The organism is Tsukamurella sp. DT100, assembly GCF_049844855.1.
Taxonomy (GTDB): Bacteria; Actinomycetota; Actinomycetes; order Mycobacteriales; family Mycobacteriaceae; genus Tsukamurella.
Window position 1 is genome coordinate 26,063 of sequence record NZ_JBNCLV010000001.1, and the last position, 20,424, is coordinate 46,486.

The 20,424-nt window shown below is 70.3% G+C and carries 22 protein-coding genes; 8 read left to right on the top strand and 14 right to left on the bottom strand.

Features of this window, described 5'->3' with window-relative positions; genetic code table 11:
• Positions 1–33: 33 nt before the first annotated feature.
• The gene (locus ACLQ3K_RS00140; RefSeq protein WP_425996095.1) at positions 34–528 is read left to right on the top strand and encodes a cyclophilin-like fold protein; all 495 of its coding nucleotides are present in this window, start codon (positions 34–36) and stop codon (positions 526–528) included.
• On the opposite strand, the gene ACLQ3K_RS00145 is transcribed toward ACLQ3K_RS00140, so the two are convergent.
• Positions 506–1,384, bottom strand: coding sequence for a helix-turn-helix domain-containing protein (locus ACLQ3K_RS00145; RefSeq protein ID WP_425996097.1), 879 nt, complete (start codon positions 1,382–1,384; stop codon positions 506–508). The genes ACLQ3K_RS00140 and ACLQ3K_RS00145 overlap by 23 nt on opposite strands.
• Positions 1,385–1,541: 157 nt before the next feature.
• Here ACLQ3K_RS00145 and ACLQ3K_RS00150 point away from each other — a divergent pair, with 157 nt between their 5' ends.
• Positions 1,542–2,696: an alpha/beta hydrolase gene (locus tag ACLQ3K_RS00150; protein WP_425996099.1), complete on the top strand. Its 1,155-nt coding sequence runs from the start codon at positions 1,542–1,544 to the stop codon at positions 2,694–2,696.
• On the opposite strand, the gene pheT is transcribed toward ACLQ3K_RS00150, so the two are convergent.
• From pheT to ACLQ3K_RS00165, 3 genes are all read right to left on the bottom strand, one after another.
• Positions 2,697–5,165, bottom strand: a complete 2,469-nt coding sequence (gene pheT, locus ACLQ3K_RS00155) for a phenylalanine--tRNA ligase subunit beta (protein ID WP_425996101.1) — start codon at positions 5,163–5,165, stop codon at positions 2,697–2,699. It abuts the gene before it with no gap.
• Positions 5,166–5,211: 46 nt separating this feature from the next.
• A complete protein-coding gene (gene pheS / locus ACLQ3K_RS00160) occupies positions 5,212–6,267 on the bottom strand; it encodes a phenylalanine--tRNA ligase subunit alpha (protein ID WP_224647463.1) in 1,056 nt (351 codons plus the stop codon).
• Between the two features lie 75 nt (positions 6,268–6,342).
• Positions 6,343–6,978 carry a TetR family transcriptional regulator gene (locus tag ACLQ3K_RS00165; RefSeq protein WP_425996103.1) on the bottom strand — a complete coding sequence of 212 codons (636 nt, stop codon included), beginning with the start codon at positions 6,976–6,978 and terminating at the stop codon, positions 6,343–6,345.
• Between the two features lie 129 nt (positions 6,979–7,107).
• On the opposite strand from ACLQ3K_RS00165, the gene ACLQ3K_RS00170 reads away from it, so the two are divergent.
• On the top strand, positions 7,108–7,527 hold the full coding sequence (locus ACLQ3K_RS00170; RefSeq protein ID WP_425996105.1) for a DUF5360 family protein: 420 nt from the start codon (positions 7,108–7,110) through the stop codon (positions 7,525–7,527).
• On the opposite strand, the gene ACLQ3K_RS00175 is transcribed toward ACLQ3K_RS00170, so the two are convergent.
• Both ACLQ3K_RS00175 and ACLQ3K_RS00180 read right to left on the bottom strand, forming a co-directional pair.
• On the bottom strand, positions 7,496–7,723 hold the full coding sequence (locus tag ACLQ3K_RS00175; RefSeq protein WP_425996107.1) for a hypothetical protein: 228 nt from the start codon (positions 7,721–7,723) through the stop codon (positions 7,496–7,498). The two genes, ACLQ3K_RS00170 and ACLQ3K_RS00175, sit on opposite strands and share 32 nt — an antisense overlap.
• A 198-nt stretch (positions 7,724–7,921) precedes the next feature.
• The gene (locus ACLQ3K_RS00180) at positions 7,922–8,176 is read right to left on the bottom strand and encodes a hypothetical protein (protein WP_425996109.1); all 255 of its coding nucleotides are present in this window, start codon (positions 8,174–8,176) and stop codon (positions 7,922–7,924) included.
• A 96-nt stretch (positions 8,177–8,272) separates the two neighbouring features.
• Here ACLQ3K_RS00180 and ACLQ3K_RS00185 point away from each other — a divergent pair, with 96 nt between their 5' ends.
• Both ACLQ3K_RS00185 and ACLQ3K_RS00190 read left to right on the top strand, forming a co-directional pair.
• Positions 8,273–8,875, top strand: coding sequence for a nucleoside deaminase (locus ACLQ3K_RS00185; RefSeq protein WP_425996111.1), 603 nt, complete (start codon positions 8,273–8,275; stop codon positions 8,873–8,875).
• Positions 8,876–8,936: 61 nt separating this feature from the next.
• Positions 8,937–10,424, top strand: coding sequence for a nucleobase:cation symporter-2 family protein (locus tag ACLQ3K_RS00190; RefSeq protein ID WP_425996113.1), 1,488 nt, complete (start codon positions 8,937–8,939; stop codon positions 10,422–10,424).
• Here the strand turns inward: ACLQ3K_RS00190 and ACLQ3K_RS00195 are convergent.
• Positions 10,355–11,809 (bottom strand): MFS transporter, encoded by a 1,455-nt coding sequence (locus tag ACLQ3K_RS00195; RefSeq protein ID WP_425996115.1) that lies wholly within the window; start codon positions 11,807–11,809, stop codon positions 10,355–10,357. The genes ACLQ3K_RS00190 and ACLQ3K_RS00195 overlap by 70 nt on opposite strands.
• A 93-nt stretch (positions 11,810–11,902) precedes the next feature.
• Between ACLQ3K_RS00195 and ACLQ3K_RS00200 the strand changes: the two genes are divergently transcribed.
• Complete coding sequence (locus ACLQ3K_RS00200; protein WP_425996117.1) at positions 11,903–12,379, top strand: Lrp/AsnC family transcriptional regulator; 477 nt, start codon at positions 11,903–11,905, stop codon at positions 12,377–12,379.
• Here the strand turns inward: ACLQ3K_RS00200 and ACLQ3K_RS00205 are convergent.
• The 5 genes from ACLQ3K_RS00205 to infC are packed head-to-tail and all read right to left on the bottom strand — an operon-like array spanning position 12,348 to position 15,885.
• Positions 12,348–13,721 carry an acyltransferase family protein gene (locus ACLQ3K_RS00205; RefSeq protein ID WP_425996119.1) on the bottom strand — a complete coding sequence of 458 codons (1,374 nt, stop codon included), beginning with the start codon at positions 13,719–13,721 and terminating at the stop codon, positions 12,348–12,350. The two genes, ACLQ3K_RS00200 and ACLQ3K_RS00205, sit on opposite strands and share 32 nt — an antisense overlap.
• A 56-nt stretch (positions 13,722–13,777) precedes the next feature.
• Positions 13,778–14,575: a TrmH family RNA methyltransferase gene (locus ACLQ3K_RS00210; RefSeq protein WP_425996121.1), complete on the bottom strand. Its 798-nt coding sequence runs from the start codon at positions 14,573–14,575 to the stop codon at positions 13,778–13,780.
• Between the two features lies 1 nt (position 14,576).
• Positions 14,577–14,957, bottom strand: coding sequence for a 50S ribosomal protein L20 (rplT, locus tag ACLQ3K_RS00215; RefSeq protein WP_224647444.1), 381 nt, complete (start codon positions 14,955–14,957; stop codon positions 14,577–14,579).
• Positions 14,958–15,006: 49 nt separating this feature from the next.
• Positions 15,007–15,201, bottom strand: coding sequence for a 50S ribosomal protein L35 (gene rpmI / locus ACLQ3K_RS00220; protein WP_224647442.1), 195 nt, complete (start codon positions 15,199–15,201; stop codon positions 15,007–15,009).
• A 45-nt stretch (positions 15,202–15,246) separates the two neighbouring features.
• The gene (gene infC / locus ACLQ3K_RS00225) at positions 15,247–15,885 is read right to left on the bottom strand and encodes a translation initiation factor IF-3 (RefSeq protein WP_146437343.1); all 639 of its coding nucleotides are present in this window, start codon (positions 15,883–15,885) and stop codon (positions 15,247–15,249) included.
• Positions 15,886–16,164: 279 nt separating this feature from the next.
• On the opposite strand from infC, the gene ACLQ3K_RS00230 reads away from it, so the two are divergent.
• Positions 16,165–16,551 (top strand): recombinase RecA, encoded by a 387-nt coding sequence (locus tag ACLQ3K_RS00230; RefSeq protein ID WP_224647440.1) that lies wholly within the window; start codon positions 16,165–16,167, stop codon positions 16,549–16,551.
• A 134-nt stretch (positions 16,552–16,685) separates the two neighbouring features.
• The gene (locus ACLQ3K_RS00235; RefSeq protein WP_336671723.1) at positions 16,686–16,979 is read left to right on the top strand and encodes a hypothetical protein; all 294 of its coding nucleotides are present in this window, start codon (positions 16,686–16,688) and stop codon (positions 16,977–16,979) included.
• Between the two features lie 163 nt (positions 16,980–17,142).
• Here the strand turns inward: ACLQ3K_RS00235 and nrdH are convergent, their stop codons facing one another.
• Together nrdH and uvrA are read right to left on the bottom strand one after the other, a co-directional pair.
• Positions 17,143–17,394, bottom strand: coding sequence for a glutaredoxin-like protein NrdH (nrdH, locus tag ACLQ3K_RS00240; protein ID WP_224647435.1), 252 nt, complete (start codon positions 17,392–17,394; stop codon positions 17,143–17,145).
• Positions 17,395–17,520: 126 nt separating this feature from the next.
• On the bottom strand, positions 17,521–20,379 hold the full coding sequence (uvrA, locus tag ACLQ3K_RS00245; RefSeq protein ID WP_425996125.1) for an excinuclease ABC subunit UvrA: 2,859 nt from the start codon (positions 20,377–20,379) through the stop codon (positions 17,521–17,523).
• Positions 20,380–20,424: the final 45 nt, after the last annotated feature.

Below are 20,424 nucleotides of genomic sequence, written 5' to 3' on the forward strand. Positions count from 1 at the left end.
GCTGTTCCGGACGACGACCGCGAAGGAACGCTCATGAACACATCCACCCGACGGGTCCGTACAGCCGCCACGTCCGTGCTGATCATCACCGTGGCCGCCTGCGCCCCCGCCGAGGTACCCGTGCCGGGCGACGGCGCGAGCAGCGCGGTGGTGCCGGCGGAGACGAACGGGGAGACGCCGATTCGTATCGTGGTCGGCGACCGCGCGGTGCGCGGCACCGTCTGGCACAACCCGACCGGCCGATCGCTGCTCGCCCGGCTCCCGGTGACGGTACGGCTGGCCGACCACCGCGGCCAGGAGAAGGGCGGAGCATTGCCCGCACCACTGGAAACCGACGGCATGCCGACGGGTGCCGACCCCCAGACCGGCGATCTCGGGTACTTCGCTCCGTCGACTGACCTCGTCCTGTACTACCGAGATGCCCCGTACTGGGCGGGAATCGCGCGGATCGGGCGGATCGACGGGGACCTGTCGGTAGTCGCCGACGCACCGGACGGAACGCCGGTCACCGTCGCACGCGCGAAGTGACGGAGCCGTACTCCGAGGCCGCCCAGGACGAGAGGACCTGCATGCGTTCGGCGGACGGTGAGCCGGGCTCCGCCGAGTAGATCGTCAGCGTGAGACCCGGTTCGGCTGCCATCTCGAGCCCCTCGAAGGCGAGGGTCATCTCGCCCACCACCGGATGGCGGAATGTCTTGAATCCCGTTCCGTGATGGCGCACGTCGTGTTGGCCCCACCGTCGCCGGAAGTCCGTCGATCGGGTCGAGAGCTCACCGATCAGGTCGTGCAGGTCCTTGTTGTGCGGGTCGCGGCCGGCCTCAGTGCGCAGAATGGCCACGGTCACCTCGGCGAACGCCTCCCAATCCGGGTGGAAGTCCGGGGCCCGCTCGTCCAGGAACACGAACTTCGCGAGGTTCGGCGGGGTACCGGGCATCTCGTAGACGGGGCTGTAGAAGGCCCGCGCGAGGAGATTGCCGGCGAGCAGGTCCATCCGGCCGTTCCGCACGAACGCGGGCCCCGCGGTGACGGCGTCGAGGGCCCACTGCAGGCTCGGGTGGGGTGTCCAGGATCGATGGCTTCGCCGACGCGGCGGCCGGGCGACCGGGCTTGCGGCGTGTGCCAGGTCGAACAGGTGGGCACGCTCGGCATCGTCGAGGCGCAGAGCCCGGGCGAGCGCGCTGAGCACCTCCGGCGACGCGCCACTGATCCCGCCTCGCTCCAGCTTCGTGTAGTACTCGACGCTGACGCCCGCCAGAGCCGCGACCTCGCTGCGGCGCAGGCCCTGCACCCGCCGGTTGCTCCCTGCGGGCAGTCCTACCTCGTCGGGTGTCACCTTGGCTCGACGTGAGGTGAGGAATTCGCGCACCTCAGCTCGATTGTCCATGCATTCAACCTAGCCAGCCGCGCGCCGTTGTGGGAGGCCCCGGGAGTACCTCCAACATCCGGGACTCCCCCACGCGAGCCGACCACGTGAGCATGGATGTATGACGCGAAGCACCCCCAGGAACCATCCATCCACCCTGCGATTGAACCGGCGCGGCATGATCCGCCTGGCCGGGATCGGCGCGGCCACCGCCGGACTCACCGGTGTCGTGGCCTGCTCGTCAGGGGACGACACCGGATCCGGATCCCTCGCGGGCGGACCATCGTCGACCCGGGCGACCGCTGGCGACCCGACAGCCGGGCCTGCGAACGTCCCGAGGCCGGACGTCGGCCTTCCGTCGGGCGACACCTCCCGCGGCGCCGACAACTTCTTCATCAGCGAGCGACTCGACGCCGAGAGCGTGACCTTCCGCAACCAGTTCGGACAGCGGATCACGGCGAACCTGTTCACTCCGAAGAACCTGAGCCGGGACGGCCGCCACCCCACGGTCGTCGTCAGTCACCCGATGGGCGCGACCAAGGAGCAGTCGGCGAACCTGTACGCGCAGAAGCTGGCAGAGGAGGGCTTCGTCACGCTCTCCGTGGATCACGCGTATTGGGGCTCGAGCGAGGGCGAGCCCCGAAACCTGGTGGCCCCTGACAATTACGCCGAGACCTACAATGCCGCCACCGACTATCTGCGCACCCTGGAGCACGTCGACCCCGAACGGATCGGAGCGCTCGGCATCTGCGGAAGTGGCAGTTTCGTGATCAGCGCCGCCAAGATCGACCCGCGGATCAAGTCCGTCGCCACGGTGAGCATGTACGACATGGGCGCGGCCAACCGCTTCGGGCTCGGTCGATCGGTGACCCTGGAGCAGCGTCGGGCCGTCCTCGCGCAGGTGGCCGCGCAACGCGACGCCGAGTTCGGCGGGGCCGCCCCCGAATACACGAGCGGCACCATCCACGAACTGACCGCGTCGTCGTCCGATGTCGAGCGCGAGTTCTACGACTTCTACCGGACCTCCCGCGGCGGGTTCACCCCAGAGGGGGCGACGCCCCGTACCACGACGCACCCGACGCTCACCAGCAATGCGCGATTCCTCAACTACTTCCCGCTCGAGGAGATCGAGACCATCTCACCGCGGCCGATCCTGATCGTCACCGGCGAGCAAGCGCACTCCAGGGAGTTCGCCGAGGACGCCTACCGCCGGGCCGCCCAGCCGAAGGAACTGGTCGTGGTTCCGGGTGCGGGACACGTCGACCTGTACGACCGCGTCGACGTGATCCCGTTCGACCGGCTGACCGCGTTCTTCCGGCGCAGCCTGGCCTGACTACCGCAGGACCGCGCCCAGGACCTTCGAGGCGTTCGCCACCGCGGCGGCGCGGGCGGCGGAGGCCTCGTCCTCGGTCAGCGTGCGGTCGCCCGCGCGGAAGCGCAGCGAGAAGGCCATCGACTTGCGGCCCTCCCCCACCTGCGCGCCGGTGAAGACGTCGAACAGCGCGATCGCCTCCAGCAGCTCGCCGGCACCGTCCGCCAGGGCGGCCCTGACGTCCTCGGCGGGGACGGCGGCGTCGACCACGACGGCGACGTCCTGCAGGACCGCCGGGAACGGCGAGATCACCGGCGCGGGGAGGTTCTCAGCCAACGGGATCGCGTCGAGGTCGAGCTCGACGGCGTTGGTGCGCTCGGGCAGGCCCGCGCGCTCCAGCACCGCGGGATGCAGCTCGCCCGCGTGCCCGACGACCGTGTCGCCGACCAGAACCTCGGCGCAGCGGCCGGGGTGGAAGGGCGCGAACTGCGCGGACCGCAGGGTCAGCTCGACGTTGCTCGCGCGGCCGATCTCGCGGACCGCCTCGAAGGCGTCCGCCGCGTCGGCGGCGCGGCCCGGTCCCGACGGCCCGGCGAGGATCCGCTGGCCGGTGAAGACGAGCGCGATGTGCTCGGGCTGGCTCGGCAGCGAGGCGTCGAGCTCGGCGACCTGCTCGGCGGTCGGGCGCCGGTCGACGGGGATCGGGTCGACGGCGACGGTCGCCGCCGACGGCAGCACCACCTGGGCGATCGTGTACAGCGCGAGGTCGCGCTGACCGCGGGAGACGTTGCGCGCCAGGATCTCCAGCAGGCCGGGCAGCAGCGTGGTGGCGAGCGACGGCCGGTCGGCCTCCAGCGGGTTGAGCACCTTCGTCGTGTTCCGGCGCGGGTCGTCGGCCTCCAGCCCCCAGGTGTCGAAGACGCCGGCGGGCAGGAACGGGCTGGTGAGGACCTCGACGTGGCCGGTGTGTGCGAGCGAGCGACTCACGGTGCGGCGGCGACGCTGCCGGGCGCTGAGCCCCCGGCCGCCGGGCGCGGCGGGCAGCACGGGCGGGATCTGCTCCAGCCCCTCGAGCCGCAGGACCTCCTCGACCAGGTCGGCGACCATGTTCAGGTCCGGCCGCCACGTCGGCGGGGTCACCGTCAGGCTGCTCTCCCCCTCGACCTCGCAGCCGATCTGGGTGAGGCGGCGCACCGTCGTGCCCGGGGCGTAGGTGATGCCCGCGACGCGGTCCGGGCGGTCCGCGGCGATCGTCACCTGCGGGCGCTCGGAGTAGCCGCCGAGGTCGGTGAGCTCGCCCACGACGGTGCCGCCGGCGATCTCGGTGAGCAGGCGGGCCGCCTCGCGGACCGTCCACACGGAGATCGCGGGGTCGACGGTGCGCTCGTAGCGCTTGGCGGCGTCCGAGCTGAGCTTGTGCCGCTTGCCGGTGCGGAACACCTTGACGGGGTTCCAGATGGCGCCCTCGAGGATCACGTTGACGGTGTCGTCACCCACCTCGGTGGTGGCGCCGCCCATGACGCCCGCGAGCGAGACGGGACCGGAGTCGTCGACGATGACCGCGTCCTCGGGATCGAGCTTCCGCTCGACGTGGTCGAGGGTCTCCAGGGTCTCGCCGGGGCGCGACGCGCGCACGACGAGGCCGCCGCGCACCTTGTCGGCGTCGAAGGCGTGCAGCGGCTGGCCGCTGAGCAGCATGAGGTAGTTGGTCACGTCCACCGCGGCGCTGATCGGGCGCACGCCGGAGGTGAGCAGGCGGCGCTGCAGCCACCACGGGCTGACGGCCTTCGGGTCGATGCCTTCGACGCGCAGCGCGGTGAAGCGGGTGCAGCCCGACTCGGGCTCGACGGTGACGTCCACGCCGCCGGCGCCGCGCCCGGCCTTCTCCGACGGGGTGGTGATGTCGGTGAAGGGGAGGTCGTAGCCGCAGGCCAGCTCACGGGCCAGGCCGCGCACCGAGAAGGCGTAGCCGCGGTCGGGCGTCACGTTGAGCTCGATGACGGTGTCGTCCATGCCGAGCACCTGCTTGGCGTCGTCGCCGGGCTCCGCGGTCCCCGCGGGCAGCACGAGGATGCCCGAGTGGTCGGTGCCGAGACCGAGCTCGGAAACCGAGCAGATCATGCCGTCGGAGGTGTGGTCGTACGTCTGGCGCGTGGCGATCGCGAAGCCGCCGGGCAGCACGGCGCCGGGCAGCGCCGCGACGATGAGATCACCCTCGGCGAAGTTGCGGGCGCCGCAGACGATGTCGCGCGGCTCGGCCTCGCCGACGTCGACCTGGCAGAACCGGATCGGCTTGCGGAAGTTCGTGAGCTCCTCGATCGCCACGACGCGGCCGATCTTCAGCGGGCCGGTCACGGTGTCGAGCGAGTCGAGCTCCTCGACCTCGAAGCCGACGCGGACGAACCCCGCGTCCAGCTCGTCGGCGGTGACGCCCCAGTCCGGGGTGTCGCGGCGGAGGATCTCGGTGAGCCATGACTGTGCAACGCGCACGGTGGAAGTCCTTCTCCTGGTGTGGCTGTGGAAGCGGTGGGCGGCGCTAGCCGCGGACGCCGAAGGGCAGGGTGAAGCGGACGTCGCCCTCGACGATGTCGCGCATGTCCGAGAGGCCGGTGCGGAATTGGAGGGTGCGCTCGAGGCCCATGCCGAAGGCGAAGCCCGAGTACTCCTCCGGGTCGATGCCGCAGGCGCGCAGCACGTTCGGGTTGACCATGCCGCAGCCGCCCCACTCGATCCAGCCGGCGCCGCCCTTCTTGTTCGGGAACCACACGTCGACCTCGGCCGACGGCTCCGTGAAGGGGAAGTAGTTCGGCCGCATGCGGGTGGTGGTCTCGGGGCCGAACATCGCCTTGGCGAAGGCCTCGAGGGTGCCGCGCAGGTGCGCCATCGTCAGGCCCTTGTCGACCGCGAGGCCCTCGACCTGGCTGAACACCGGGGTGTGGGTGGCGTCCAGCTCGTCGGTGCGGAAGGTGCGGCCGGGGCAGGCCACGTAGATCGGCACGTCGCGCGTGAGCATCGAGCGCACCTGCACCGGGGAGGTGTGGGTGCGCAGCACCTGCCGCGAGCCCTCGGGCGCGACGTAGAAGGTGTCCTGCATGGAGCGGGCCGGGTGATCCGGGAGGAAGTTGAGCGCGTCGAAGTTGAAGTGCTCGGTCTCCACCTCGGGGCCCTCGGCGATCTCCCAGCCGATGCCCACGAAGAAGTCGGCCACCTCGTCGGCGATGATGCTGACGGGGTGGCGGGCGCCCTGCGGCGCACGCGCCGACGGCAGCGTCACGTCGATCGACTCGGAGACGAGCACCGCGGCGTCGCGCTCGGCGTCGAGGACGGCCTTGCGCTGCTCGTAGGCGGCGCGCGCCCGGCCCTGCGCGACGTTGACCCGCTTGCCGGCGTCCTTGCGCTCCTCCTTGGGGATGGACCCGAGGGCGCGCTTGCTCAGCGCGAGCGGCGACTTCTCCCCCAGGTGCGCCAGGCGGGCGGTGTTCAGAGCCTCCAGGTCGGCCGCGGCGTCGAACGCCTGCGCGGCCTCCGCGGCGAACGCGTCGAGCGCGGCTTCGCTGAGGTCGTCGACGGGGGCGATCTGGTCTTCCGACACTGCTCTGGGCTCCTCGGTGAGGGTGGGACGGTACCCGACCAGACTAGTCGACGGGATTCCGCGGGCGGAATCGCATTACCGCTGGTACGCGCCCACCAGGTCGGTCAGCGCCCGACGGTGCGCGGCACGGCGGTCCGCGGCGACGGCGCGGTCGACGACCATCCCCCAGGCCGTCGCGACGGCCTCGACAGCGCGACCGGGCTCACCGGCGGCGCGCGCCATACAGAAACACCCGATCGTCGTCGCGACGACGGCCTCACCCTCGGCTGCGACGTCGACGTCGACGCCGTCCCCGAGGTCACCCGCGTCCCGCGCGGCGGCGAACAGCGCCGCGAAGACCTCGCTCCACTCGGTGACGGGTCGCGACCACGGCGCCAGTTCGGGATGGGGGCGGTCGACGACAACGCCGAAGGCGGCACGGAACCGCACGTCGTCGACGGTGGCCGCGAGCGCCTGCAGCGTGATCTCGGCCGCGTGCAGGACAGGCATCCCCGGGATCGTCGGCGACGCGAGGGTCGGCGCGAACTGCTCCTCGACCAGGGCGCCCACGAGCGCCGCTTTGGAGGGGAAGTGGTGGTACATCGCCCCCTTGGTGACGCCGGCACGCCCGAGGACGTCGGCGAGCGAGGCCCCGTCGTATCCGCGGGCGTCCACGATCTCCGCCACCGCGTCGAGGAGCGCCTCCCGCGTCCGTGCGGCCCGTTCCTGCATGGCTCCCCCTCTTGACAGTGCGCACCCACTCCGTGAAACATACCAACCGGTCTGATTCTTTGGAGGTGGAATGTCCCGCACCGCAGTTCTCCTACTCGCGGCGATCATCAACCTGTCGACGGCAGCCGAATGAGGGGCGCGAAGGCGCTCCTACTCCTCGTCGACGTCGCCCTCACCGCATACTGGGCGGCGATCATCGCCGGCGCGATCCCTGAGCAGTGGCGTTTTCGCGACTACACGAACCCCGTGGTCCAGGCGTGGAACTGGTCGTTCCTCCCGCTCGACGTGCTCGCCGTCGGATTCGGCACAGCGGGCCTGCGGCTCGTCCGCACCCGACCCGAGACCGGCCGGATCGTGCTCACCATCGGTTGCACTCTGACCTTCTGCGCGGGCCTGATGGCGATCTCGTTCTGGGCGTTCGCGGGTGACGTCGACCTCGCCTGGTGGGGGCCGAACATCGGCCTGATGGTGGTGGCGGTGATCGTCGTCGCCGACCTCGCCCGGACTCCTTCCGAGGTCAGCGAACGCGCTCCGCGAGCCACGCCCTGACCACTGTCTTCGGGGCACAGGCGCACCACGCGTCCTCGATGACCTCGGCCAGCTCATCCCGGCCGATCTCCCCGAGGCGGGACGCCCGGATCAGGACGGCGTTGTAGCCGTCGAAGTGCGGCGTGGTGAAGAACGGCCCGTCGGCCTGGACCAGCGCGAGCTTGTCGGATTCGTCGGGCGTGCGGATCAGGATCACGTCGTCGAGCCGGACGCCGTCGGCATCGACCGCGTCGGGGCCGCGGCGACCGATTGCCGCAGAACACCTTCGTACTCACCTGCCACGCCGGACGACCACCCCACGCCGCCACCTCCACGACGCGAGGCAGGGCGAGCGCGAGCGCGGCCACGTCCTCGACCCGCGCCGCTCTCGCCACGGGTCCGACGGTACGCCCGCTCAGCGGCAGTTCGCGACGTACGGCATCGAACCGTACGGACCCCACATCTTCGATTCGGCATTGGCGCGCGCCGCGGAGCGATTCGGTCCGGTTCCGTGCACCGTGCCCGCGAACGACGAGAACTGGTTGCCGAACTGCTGCGCATAGACGTCGCAGGTGACGGTGACGGGCGCGCCGGGTGCGGCCTGTACCACCGCGGCGGGTGCTGCGACCACGCCCAGTCCGACGATTCCCGCGACGACGATGCACTTCATATCGACTCCTCCACATTATTCGATATCTATTCTTTATCACATCACACTGCCGGCGGTCGTCGCGCGCGCGGAACACTCTTGTTGTGTGATGAGCGGATGACGGACGTGAACCGCCTGCTGACCGTGATCGCCGACGAGATCGTGCCGCTGACCCGCGCCGGCGTCGCGGCGGGGAACAAACTGTTCGGTGCGGCGATCCTCCGCAAGAGCGACCTGAGCACCGTGATCGCGGCGACCAACGACGAGACGGCGAACCCGCTCTGGCACGGCGAGATCCACGCGATCAAACAGTTCTACGAGCTCGACGACCGCCCTGCGCCGGCCGATTGCGTCTTCCTCGCCACGCACGAACCGTGCTCGCTGTGCCTGTCGGGCATCGCCTGGTCCGGCTTCGACAATTTCTCCTACCTCTTCAGCCACAGCGACTCCGAGCGGTCCTTCGCGATCCCGCACGACATCAGGATCCTGACCGAGGTGTACGCGGTACCCGACCCGGACCGCTCGGCGCCCGCGCCGGGGCGCGACCTGTACAACCGGAGCAACGCGTTCTTCCGCGCGACCGACCTCATGCCGCTCGCGCAGAAGGAGTGCCCCGGTCTCCTGGAACGCCTGATCGCTGCCTACGACGAGCTGTCCCGGACGTACCAGGCGAGCAAGAACGCGGACGGCACCGCGTCGGGCAACATCGCGCTCGCATGATGCAACACCGTCGTCACACCGAGGCAATCGAACGACAGATCGGGCTGCCTACCGTCGGGCCATGGCGATCACGACGACGGACGGCGGCACGCCGCACACGCGACCGGAGGACGAGTACCTGGGCGTCGGAAGGACTCTCGGCTACGGGATGCAGCACATCCTCGCGATGTTCGGCGGTGTCATCGCCGTCCCGTTGATCGTGGGCGGCGCCGCCGGGCTGGATACGGCACAGAAGGCGCTCCTCGTCGCGAGCGGGCTGTTCGTCAGCGGCCTGGCGACGATGCTGCAGACCCTCGCCGTGCCGTACTTCGGCAGCCGGTTGCCGCTGGTGCAGGGCACCAGCTTCGCGACCGTCTCGACCATCCTCACGATCCTCGCCGGCGACCCCGAGCACGGCTTGCAAGTCGTCTTCGGATCCCTCCTGGTCGCTGCGGCGATCGGCCTGGCCATCACGCCGTTCTTCGCGCGCGTGATCCGCTTCTTCCCGCCCGTCGTGACCGGATCGATCATCACGGTGATCGGCCTGTCGCTCATGCCGGTCGCGGCGGGGTGGATCACGGGGCAGCCGACGCTCACCGTCGACGGGCAGAAGGTCGCCAATCCGGACTTCGCCGGGCTCCCCGGAATCGGGCTGGCGATGTTCACGTTCCTCGCGGTCATCCTGCTCAGCAAGGTGCGCGTGCTCTCCCGGCTGTCGGTACTGCTGGGGCTGGCGGTCGGCACCGTCGTCGCCCTGATCTTCGGTCGCGCCGACGTCGGCGCCGTGGGATCCGCGTCGGTGTTCTCGCTCCCCCACCCCTTCGCCTTCGGCGGGCCGATGTTCGAGATCGGCGCGATCGTCTCGCTCACCGTGGTGATCCTGGTGACGATGGTCGAGACCACGGCGGACATCCTGGCGGTCGGCGAGGTCGTGGGCACGAAGGTCGACGCGCGGCGGGTCGCGGACGGGCTGCGGGCCGACATGGCGTCCTCGCTGCTGGCGCCGGTGTTCAACTCCTTCCCCGCCACCGCGTTCGCGCAGAACGTCGGGCTGGTCGCCCTGACCGGGATCAAGAGCAGGTTCGCCGTGGCGGCCGGTGGCGCGATCCTCCTGCTCCTCGGGCTCTCGCCGATGGCGGCGGCCGCGTTCAGCGTGATCCCCGGGCCGGTGCTCGGAGGCGCCGGGATCGTCTTGTTCGGCACGGTCGCGGCCAGCGGGATCCGCACCCTCGCGAAGGTCGACTACCAGGGCAACAACAACCTGCTCATCGTCGCGGCGGCGATCGCCTTCGGGCTCATCCCCGTCGTCTCGACCGACTTCTGGCACGCGTTCCCCGCCTGGTTCGTGGTGATCTTCCATTCCGGCATCAGCGCGGCGGCGATCGTGGCGGTGCTGCTCAACCTGCTGTTCAACGTCCTCCTCCCGGGTGCGCCCGCACAGCCGTCGATCGTGGCGGCCGGCCCCGCGATCGGGGTCCCCGACGAGGTCGGAAGCTCCGGTCAGGCGTCCGACGGTGCCGTCGCGGCACCGTCGGCCACGCAGGAGCAGGGCACGCGCGCGTCCGCCTGATCCGTCCTGGCGACGGCCCTCGTCGGGCGGCGGAAGACCAGCACGCTCGCGGCGGCGAAGAACACCGCCGCGATGCCCCCGTACAACGTGAAGCGGGCCAGTCCGTCCGTGGGAGACGGGGCCGCGTTGTAGAGCACCCCCATCACCGCGATGTTCACGGCCAGCGAGACCATCCGGGCGCTCATGTCCAGCCCCGAGGCCATGCCCGCGCGGTCGGCGCTCACCGACCCGGTGGTCGTGTTCGTGACCGGCGTGTTCGTGAGTCCGAGACCGATGCCGGCCACCACGAAGCCGGCCAGGAGCACGGCGGGCGCATCGACGACGGCCCCACCGGCGCACACCAGGAACAGCCCGGCGGCGATCGTCGCGAGCCCCGCCGGAATGGTGCGCCGCGCGCCGTACCGGACGGCGAGGCGTTCGGCGATCGGCGGCAGCAGCAAGGTCGGGAGGGTGTAGCCCAGCAGGAGTAGGCCGGCCCCGGCGACCGAATACCCGCGCCCCGCCTGCAGATAGGCCGGCAGGTAGACGATCGCGGGCCAGAACGCGAAGTTCATCCCGGCCGAACCGAGGAGCGCCCCGGAGAAGTCGCGGTGGCCGAAGATCGCGAAGTCCACCATCGGATGCGTACTCCGCCGCTCGACGGCGACGAACACGGCGGCGGCGATCGCGCAGAGACCGAAGGCCGTGAGGGCGGACGCGCTCGTGAGCCCACCGGAGACCCCCTCGGTGACGCCGAAGGCGCAGGCCGCGACCGCCACGCTCAGGCTGATCACGCCGGGCACGTCGACCCGCGCGGAGCCGGTGTCCCGCGACTCGCGGACCGCCACCAGGATCAACACCACGGTGACCGCACCGACCGGAACGTTCACCAGGAACACCCACTGCCAGCCGAACGCCGCGGAGATCAGGCCGCCGAGGATGGGCCCGAAACCGAGGCCCGCGCCGAAGACGACGCCCCAGACCCCGAAGGCGACGGTACGCGGGCGTCCGGCGGGGAAGGCGTGCGCCAGGACCGCCACGAGGGTCGTCAGCATCGCGCCGCCGCCGACGCCCTGCACGACGCGCGCGGCGATCAGCGGCCCCGGCGCGGTGACGAGGCCGCACAACAGGGTGGCGGCGGTGAACAACACGGTCGCGGCGACGAAGGCGCGGCGCCGCCCGAACCTGTCGGCGAGCGATCCCGTGGCCATCAGCACGCTCGCGACGGCGACGGTGTATCCGTCGGCGATCCATTGCTGGGCAACGGCATCGGCGCCGATACTCGCCTCGAGGGTGGGGAGGATCACGGGGACGCTCGAGATCTCGAAACCGCTCATCATGGCGGCGAGGCAGACCGCGGCAAGGGTGGCCGTCGCGCGACGGTCGAATTCTCCGAATGCAGGCACGCTACGACGATAAGAGCGTCGAACGCCCAGTGGAACCGATGATCCACGGTCATGTCGCAAAGCCGCCAGTGATTCCCGCGTAGATTCAGTGAAGTGACGAGCATTCCACGGATCACCCTCGACGGCACCGATCGCGCGATCCTCGCGCTCCTCCTCGAGGACGGCCGTACGACGACCGCGAACCTGGCGCGAGGGGTCGGCCTGTCGCCGTCCGCGACCGCCGATCGCGTCCGCCGCCTCACCGACGCCGGCGTGATCGGTGGCTACACGGCCGTCGTGGAGCCCGCGGCTCTCGGCCACGACGTGACCGCGTACATCCGGCTGCGCTTCGGCCCCGGACGGACCGCCGCGTTCCACGAGTACCTCGCCGGAGTTCCGCAGGTCCTCGAGGCGCATCACGTGACCGGCGAGGACTGCTACCTGATCAAGGTGGTCGCGGGGTCGATGGATCACCTCGAGCAGCTGGCGAGCGGACTGGCCACCTACGGCCACATCACCACGAACGTGGTCTTCTCCAGCCCGGTGAAGCCCCGGCCACTCAGCCCCGGCCTGCAGCCCGCGAACGCGTGAGCGCGGCGGAGGCTCCGGCGTCGATCGCATCGTTCCCGTGCTCGACGACCACCGCCTCCGGCCCGCACGAGGCCCGCGCGCCGAGGAGCGCGACCACGAACACGGCGAGCGCCCACCACCCCGTCGACGAGCCGAGGCCCTCCTTCGCCATGAGCAACACCGCCGCCCCGGCGACGCACACCAGCACCCCCGCGCCGGCACCTCGCGCACCGCGGGCCGTCACGCGCGCGTCCCACCAGGGCAGACGCCGGTGCTCCAGCGGCGACAGCAGGACGAACAGCGCGAACATCACCACCGCGAAGACCGCCGCCCGCAGCGCCATGAGCCCCCAGAAGCCGGGCTGCGCGGGATCGACCGCGTCGACCCCGACCGCGTGCAGCGCGAAGGCAGCGACGGCGATCGCGGGGATGTGCCAGAGGTAGAGCGTCATCGCGCCGCCGTTGCCCACCGCCACCGGGTACCAGACCCGCGGGCGCCGGGCCCAGCGGCCGATCGCGGGCGCCGCCATGACGAACAGCAGGCTCACCCCCACGCAGTGCAGGCCCAGCAGGAACGTCGGCGGCGTGGTGTTCGAGAAGGTCTCCGCGCCGGTCACGACGAGCGGCACGTCGTAGGGGCCGAGCACGACGGCGGCGACCGCCGCCGCGAACGCGAGCCCGGCCACGCCGAGCGCGAACCGGGCCGGGATCAACCGGCGGGCGTAGGCCACGCCGATCACCACGGGGATCAGCCACACCACGAGGAAGTTCGGAAAGCCCCACTCGATCGATCCCGAGGCGAGGCGCGCACCGTCGAACAGCGCGGACGCGGCCAAGAGCGCGACGACGATCCCGGCGAGCGCGGCGGCGCCGCAGCGCATCAGCGCGGGCACGAACGCCAGGACCAGCAGGTACACGCCGATGAACCACAGCAGCGCGACGGACTCGCCGCCGAGCCGCTCGGCGCTCGACTCCCCCAGCAGGACCCGCGTCGCGCCCAGCGCGAGCGACCAGAACGCCAGGTACCAGAACACCGGGCGGGCGAGCCGCTGCGCCCGGCCGAGCAGCCACCCGCCCCACGCGGTCCCTTGGTTCAGTCCGTAGGCGGACGAAGCCGCTCCGGCGAGGAAGAACAGGGGCATGACCTGCAGCACCCACGTGATCGGCTGCAGCGAGGGCTGCGCGCCGAGGGTATTGCCGACCCATACGCCCGACGGGGTGATGGTGGCGAGGAGGAGCACGCAGTGGCCGACCATGACGACCACCAGGCTCGCGAGGCGGGCGACGTCGATCGCGCGGTCGCGGGCGTCCGGGGTGCCGTCGAGGACGGCGGAGCGGGCGGGCAGGAATCTCATGATCACCATGCTTCCGGCGCGGGCGCCGTCAGGGATGAGTAGTCCTACCCGGAACCGGTGAGGACCTATCCCCGATTCTGCACGCGCGAGCTCGCGTACAGGCAGATCGACGCGGCGGTGGCGAGGTTGAGCGATTCGGCGCGACCACGGATCGGGATGGCCACGCGGTGGTCCGCGAGCTCCTGCAGCGCGCGCGGCAGGCCGTGGGCCTCGTTGCCGAACAGCCAGGCCGTGGGGCCGGCGAGCAGCTCGTCGGCGTCGTCGAGCGAGACCTCTCCGTCGGCGGCGGTGGCCAGCACCGTCAGGCCCGCGCCCTTGAGCTGCGCGATCGCCGCGGCGGGATCGCGCTCCTGCACGACGGGCAGGTGGAAGACGGATCCGGCGGAGGCGCGCACGACCTTGCCGTTCATCGGGTCGACGGCGTCGCCGGCGAGGAGCACGGCGTCGGCGCCGACCGCATCGGCAACGCGGATGACGGTGCCGGCGTTGCCGGGCTCCGCGACGTCGACGGGCACGGCGACCAGCCGCGCACCGTCGGGCACGGAGGCCTCGGGTAGGGCCCGGCAGACGGCGACGATGCCGGGCGGGGTGACGGTGTCCGAGAGGCCCCGCATGGCCCGCTCCGTCACGTACGCCTCGCGGCCCGTGAGCAGCTCGGGGTAGCGCGCGGCGCCCTCCACGGTGACGAAGAGTTCGTCGACGAGCCCGGCCTCGAGCGCGGAGGTGACGGCGTTCGACCCCTCCGCGAGGAACAGGCCCGCCTTCCGGCGACCGGCGGCGCGGAGGAGCTTGGAAGCAGCAACGACCCGCGGGGTCCGCTCCGTGAAGAGCTGGTCCGCGGGTCGTTGCGAGTGCTGCGTCAAATTACGCGACGGGCGCGTTCACGTCGGCGGGGAGCGCCTTGCGGGCGACCTCGACGAGCGCGGTGAAGGCGGCCGGATCGGAGACGGCGATCTCGGCGAGGTTCTTGCGGTCCACCTCGACGCCGGCCAGGCTCAGGCCCTGGATCAGGCGGTTGTAGGTGAGGTCGTTGGCCCGCGCCGCAGCGTTGATGCGGGTGATCCACAGCTTGCGGAAGTCGCCCTTGCGCGCACGGCGGTCGCGGTACGCGTAGGTGAGCGAGTGAAGCTGCTGCTCCTTGGCCTTGCGGTACAGGCGCGACCGCTGGCCGCGGTAGCCCTTCGACGCCTCGAGGATGGAACGACGCTTCTTCTGAGCGTTTACTGCGCGCTTGACGCGTGCCATAAGTCTTCGTCCTTACGTGTGAAAAGTTCTAGCGGGTACCGGGAGCGGCTTACTTGCCGAGCAGCTTCTTGATGCGACGCACGTCGGCGGGCGCGACCTCGGCCACACCGTCGAGGCGACGGGTCACGCGCGAGCTCTTGTGCTCCAGGAGGTGGCGACGGCCGGCCTTCTGGCGCAGCACCTTGCCGCTGCCCGAGATCTTGAAGCGCTTCGAGGTACCGCTGTGGGTCTTGTTCTTCGGCATGTTCGTCTCTCTATCGTTGTGTTCAGGCCGGGCGCGAGGAACTCGCTACTCGGCCGGAGCCTCGGGCGCGGCGGGGCGCGCGACCGGGGCTTCCTTGTCCTGCTGCGCCTTGGCGCGGGTCTTCGCGCCCTTGTGCGGGGCGAGGACCATGGTCATGTTGCGGCCGTCCTGCTTCGCGGACGTCTCGACGAAGCCGTACTCGGCGACGTCGGCGCCCAGGCGCTGCAGAAGACGGAAACCCAGCTCCGGACGCGACTGCTCGCGACCGCGGAACATGATCGTGACCTTGACCTTGGAGCCCTGCTCCAGGAACCGGACGACGTGACCCTTCTTGGTCTCGTAGTCGTGGTCGTCGATCTTCGGGCGGAGCTTCTGCTCCTTGATCACGGTCAGTTGCTGGTTCTTCCGGGACTCGCGCAGCTTCTGTGCGGCCTCGTACTTGAACTTGCCGTAGTCCATGATCTTGCACACGGGCGGGCGGGCGTTCGGCGCGACCTCGACCAGGTCGAGATCCGCCTCGTACGCCAGCTTGAGCGCATCCTCAACTCGCACGATCCCGACCTGCTCGCCGCCGGGGCCGACGAGTCGGACCTCGGGAACGCGGATCTGACCGTTGGTGCGTGTCTCAGTGCTGATGGGGCCTCCTTGAATAGGTGCTCGTGTCTCGTTGCGAGCGGTCTTCACTCGTTGACCGCCGCGCAGCCGACGAGGCCCACCCAGTTCCCACAGCGAAAAGGCCCCGACCAGGCTTTTCGCCTGACGGGGCCCACACCGACCGATTCGGGCCCCGACGGCGTACGCCGACGATCGACCCCTCCTCCAACGAGGAGACCGCAGCGGAAATTCCTCACGGAATCCGCGGCGGCGACCGGACCAGCCGACCATGAGTCGGCGTGGTGGGAGTGGACTCCACTTGCTGCCCCGGACATAGCCGGAGCGGTCGCACATGACAGTGTAGCAGTCGTGAGTGAGAATCCGAATTCGTCCCCCGAGCCCGACACACTGGAACGCCTGGTCGCGGACTCGCCGTCGATCGAGGTCATCTCCAGCGCCTGGATGCTGCTGATGAGCGCCGCGGCCGAGAAGCTGGGCCTGACGGGCGCGGACGGCGACGCGACGACGGCCTTCGACCCGCGCGAGAGCCCGCACTTCGACCTCGACGAGGCCCGGCGACTGATCACCGCGCTCGCCGGCCTGACCACGGCGTCCGTCGAATATCTCGGTCCGCACGCGGGCCCCTACCGCGACGGACTGAAGTCGCTGCAGCTCGCCTTCCGTGAATACAGTAGTTACCCTGACGAACCGGGCCACGGTCCGGGCGAGAAGTACACGGGACCGGTGTACAGCTAACCCTCAGGGTTATCCCCCAAAAACACCCTGACCTGTGTAAATAGGTCTAGTGTTCCAGGTCACACGAGGCGTACCGTCACGGCATGACAAGGATGAGAGCGCTTGCGGCCGGCGTACTGGTCGCTGCAGGAGTAATGGCACCCCTGGGAACGGTGGCCGCCACGACGGCGGCCGCCGCTCCGACCCCCGCGGTATCGCACCCCGGGCACGGATGGTGCGAACCGGGCCGCTGGGTGGGCGGCTACTGGACCCAGGGCCGCTGGCACCCGGGCTGGTGGGAGCGCGGCTACTGGCGGCCGGGCTGGGTGGATCGGTGGGGCTGGCACCCGGGCTACTGGGTCCAGCCGCGCTGGCACAACGGCTGGTACGAGCAGGGCCGGTGGGTTCCCGGCCGGTGGGAGCCCGGCCGCTGCTACCCGCACCGCTGAGTCGATAATCGAACAACCCTCCACGGCCGAACGAACGGGCCCGCAGCCGCTTCCCCGCGGCTGGGGGTCCGTTCGGCTTTCACCACGTCACCCGAAGACGCGGACGGGCCCTCAGTCGCATCCCCGCGACTGAGGGCCCGTTCGGCCGTGTCCGTGCTTCGCGCTACGCGCTGGCGACGGCCGCCGACGCCAGCGACTTGATCCGGTCGGGACGGAAGCCGGACCAGTGGTCGGCGCCGTCGACCACGACGACAGGCGCCTGGAGGTAGCCGAGCGCCAGGACGTACTCCCGCGCCTCCTCGTCGAGGCTGATGTCGACCGAGGTGTACTCGACGCCCGCCTTGTCGAGCGCACGGTAGGTCGCCGTGCACTGCACGCACGCGGGCTTGGTGTAGACGATCACGTTGCTGCTCATGCTCTCAATACTACATCTAGTGTCACACGCATGCAATTTACACAAGATACTGTGGATTGCGCTCCACAGCCGTCCCCAGGCGATCCACCGTCCGTCCACAGCCGCATCCCCAGGGCGGCGGCCCTCCTACGTGGCCAGAACCTCCTTGAGGAAGGTTCCTGTGTAGGAATCCGGCACCGCGGCCACGTCCTCGGGGGTGCCCTGGGCGACGACGGTGCCGCCCCCGTGACCGCCCTCCGGCCCCATGTCGATGACCCAGTCGGCGGTCTTGATGACGTCCAGGTTGTGCTCGATCACGAGCACCGAGTTGCCCTTGTCGACCAACCCATCGATCACCTGCAGCAGCTTCGCGATGTCCTCGAAGTGCAGGCCGGTGGTCGGCTCGTCGAGGATGTAGACGGTGCGGCCGTTGGACCGCTTCTGCAGCTCGGCCGCGAGCTTCACGCGCTGCGCCTCGCCGCCCGACAGCGTGGTGGCCGGCTGGCCCAACCGGACGTAACCGAGGCCGACCTCGACGAGCGTCTTGAGGTAGCGGTGGATCGACGTGACCGCCTCGAAGAACTCCGCGGCCTCCTCGATCGGCATGTCCAGCACCTCGGCGATGTTCTTGCCCTTGTAGTGCACTTCCAGGGTCTCGCGGTTGTAGCGCGCGCCGTGGCACACCTCGCACGGGACGTAGACGTCCGGCAGGAAGTTCATCTCGATCTTGATGGTGCCGTCGCCCGAGCACGCCTCGCACCGGCCGCCCTTGACGTTGAACGAGAAGCGCCCGGGCTGGTAGCCGCGCACCTTCGCCTCGGTGGTGGCGGCGAACAGCGTGCGGATCTTGTCGAAGACGCCCGTGTACGTGGCGGGGTTGGACCGCGGCGTGCGGCCGATCGGCGACTGGTCGACCTGCACCAGCTTGTCGAGGTCGTCGAGCCCGGTGACGCGGCTGTGGCGCCCCGGCACCTGGCGCGCGCCGTTGAGCTTGTTCGCGAGCACCGTCGCGAGGATGTCGTTGACGAGGGTCGACTTGCCCGAACCCGAGACGCCGGTGACCGCCGTCAGCACGCCCAGAGGGAAGGCGACGTCGATGTTCTTGAGGTTGTGTTCGCGCGCCCCGACGACCTTGAGCTGGCGCTTCTTGTCGATCGGACGGCGCACCGCCGGCACGGGCAGCGCGCGCCGGCCCGAGAGGTAGGCGCCGGTCAGCGAGTCCTTGTTCTTGAGCAGCGCCTTGTAGGTGCCGCTGTGCACGACCTTGCCGCCGTGCTCGCCCGCGTATGGGCCGATGTCGACTACCCAGTCGGCGGTGCGGATCGTGTCCTCGTCGTGCTCGACGACGATGAGCGTGTTGCCCAGGTCGCGCAGCCGCACGAGGGTGTCGATCAACCGGCGGTTGTCGCGCTGGTGCAGGCCGATCGACGGCTCGTCGAGCACGTACAGCACGCCGGCGAGCCCGGAGCCGATCTGCGTGGCGAGCCGGATGCGCTGCGCCTCGCCGCCCGACAGCGAGCCTGCGGCGCGCGACAAGGAGAGGTACTCCAGGCCCACGTCCAGCAGGAACGCGATGCGGGCCTGCACCTCCTTGAGCACGCGGCCGGCGATCGCGGCCTCGCGCGCGCCGAGCTTGAGGTCGGAGAGGTAGTCCGAGCACTCCCCCACGGACATCGCCGCGACGTCCGCGATCGACTTCTCGCCGAACCGCGGGTGGTCGAGCGTCACCGCGAGGATCTCGGGCCGCAGCCGCGCGCCGGAACATGCCGGACACGGCACGTCGCGCATGTAGCCCTCGTACCGCTCCTTCATCTGCTCCGACTCGGTGGACTCGAGGCGGCGGTGCAGGAACGGCATCACGCCCTCGAACTCGGCGTAGTAGGAGCGGGTGCGGCCGTACCGGTTGCGGTACTTCACGTGCACCTGATGCTCGGAGCCCTCCATCACCGCCTTGCGGGCCTTCGCCGGCAGGTCCTTCCAGGGGGTGTCCAGGTCGAAGCCCATCGCATCGCCCAGTCCGCACAACAGGCGGAGGAAGTACTCGGCGCTCTGCCCCACCGACCACGGTGCGATCGCGCCCTCGTTGAGCGTCATCGTGGGGTCCTGGATCACGAGCTCCGGGTCGACCTCCTTGCGGACGCCCAGGCCGTCGCATTCCGGGCACGCGCCGTAGGGCGAGTTGAAGGAGAAGGAGCGCGGCTCGAGGTCGTCGACGGCGATGGGGTGGCCGTTCGGGCACGCCATCTTCTCGGAGAAGCGCCGCTCGCGCTCGGGGTCGTTCTCCTCCCGGTCCACGAAATCGAGAACGACGATGCCGTCGGCCAGCCGCAGGGCGGTCTCGATGGAGTCGGTGAGACGCTGCTTGGCCGTCGTCTTCACCGCGAGGCGGTCGATCACCACCTCGATGTCGTGCTTCTCCTGCTTCTTCAGCTTCGGCGGCTCCGCGAGCTGGTACACCACCCCGTCGATCCGGGCGCGGGAGTAGCCCTGCGTCTGCAGCTGGTTGAACAGGTCGACGAACTCGCCCTTCCGGGTGCGGACGACGGGCGCGAGCACCTGGAAGCGCGTGCCCTGCTCCATGTCGAGCACCTGGTCGACGATCTGCTGCGGCGTCTGCCGCGCGATCACCGAGCCGCACTCGGGACAGTGCGGCGTGCCCGCGCGCGCATAGAGGAGTCGCAGGTAGTCGTACACCTCGGTGATGGTGCCGACGGTCGACCGCGGGTTGCGGTTGGTCGACTTCTGGTCGATCGACACCGCGGGCGAGAGGCCCTCGATGAAGTCGACATCGGGCTTGTCCATCTGCCCCAGGAACTGGCGCGCGTACGCCGACAGCGACTCGACGTAGCGCCGCTGCCCCTCCGCGAAGATCGTGTCGAACGCGAGGCTGGACTTGCCGGAGCCCGAGAGCCCCGTGAACACGATCAGGCTGTCGCGCGGGAGATCCACATCGATACCCCGCAGGTTGTGCTCGCGCGCGCCGCGCACGATCAAACGATCGACCACCGTGATCCCCTCTTCAGACTCATTGCAGGCCCACAGCGCGGGCCC

Bases quoted from the DNA above. Each gene is read 5' to 3' on its own strand.
- ACLQ3K_RS00140 (WP_425996095.1), top strand. From the start codon at position 34: ATGAACACATCCACCCGACGGGTCCGTACAGCCGCCACGTCCGTGCTG.
- ACLQ3K_RS00145 (WP_425996097.1), bottom strand. From the start codon at position 1,384: ATGGACAATCGAGCTGAGGTGCGCGAATTCCTCACCTCACGTCGAGCC.
- ACLQ3K_RS00150 (WP_425996099.1), top strand. From the start codon at position 1,542: ATGATCCGCCTGGCCGGGATCGGCGCGGCCACCGCCGGACTCACCGGT.
- ACLQ3K_RS00165 (WP_425996103.1), bottom strand. From the start codon at position 6,978: ATGCAGGAACGGGCCGCACGGACGCGGGAGGCGCTCCTCGACGCGGTG.
- ACLQ3K_RS00170 (WP_425996105.1), top strand. From the start codon at position 7,108: ATGAGGGGCGCGAAGGCGCTCCTACTCCTCGTCGACGTCGCCCTCACC.
- ACLQ3K_RS00180 (WP_425996109.1), bottom strand. From the start codon at position 8,176: ATGAAGTGCATCGTCGTCGCGGGAATCGTCGGACTGGGCGTGGTCGCA.
- ACLQ3K_RS00185 (WP_425996111.1), top strand. From the start codon at position 8,273: ATGACGGACGTGAACCGCCTGCTGACCGTGATCGCCGACGAGATCGTG.
- ACLQ3K_RS00190 (WP_425996113.1), top strand. From the start codon at position 8,937: ATGGCGATCACGACGACGGACGGCGGCACGCCGCACACGCGACCGGAG.
- ACLQ3K_RS00205 (WP_425996119.1), bottom strand. From the start codon at position 13,721: ATGGTGATCATGAGATTCCTGCCCGCCCGCTCCGCCGTCCTCGACGGC.
- rplT (WP_224647444.1), bottom strand. From the start codon at position 14,957: ATGGCACGCGTCAAGCGCGCAGTAAACGCTCAGAAGAAGCGTCGTTCC.
- rpmI (WP_224647442.1), bottom strand. From the start codon at position 15,201: ATGCCGAAGAACAAGACCCACAGCGGTACCTCGAAGCGCTTCAAGATC.
- ACLQ3K_RS00235 (WP_336671723.1), top strand. From the start codon at position 16,686: ATGGCACCCCTGGGAACGGTGGCCGCCACGACGGCGGCCGCCGCTCCG.
- nrdH (WP_224647435.1), bottom strand. From the start codon at position 17,394: ATGAGCAGCAACGTGATCGTCTACACCAAGCCCGCGTGCGTGCAGTGC.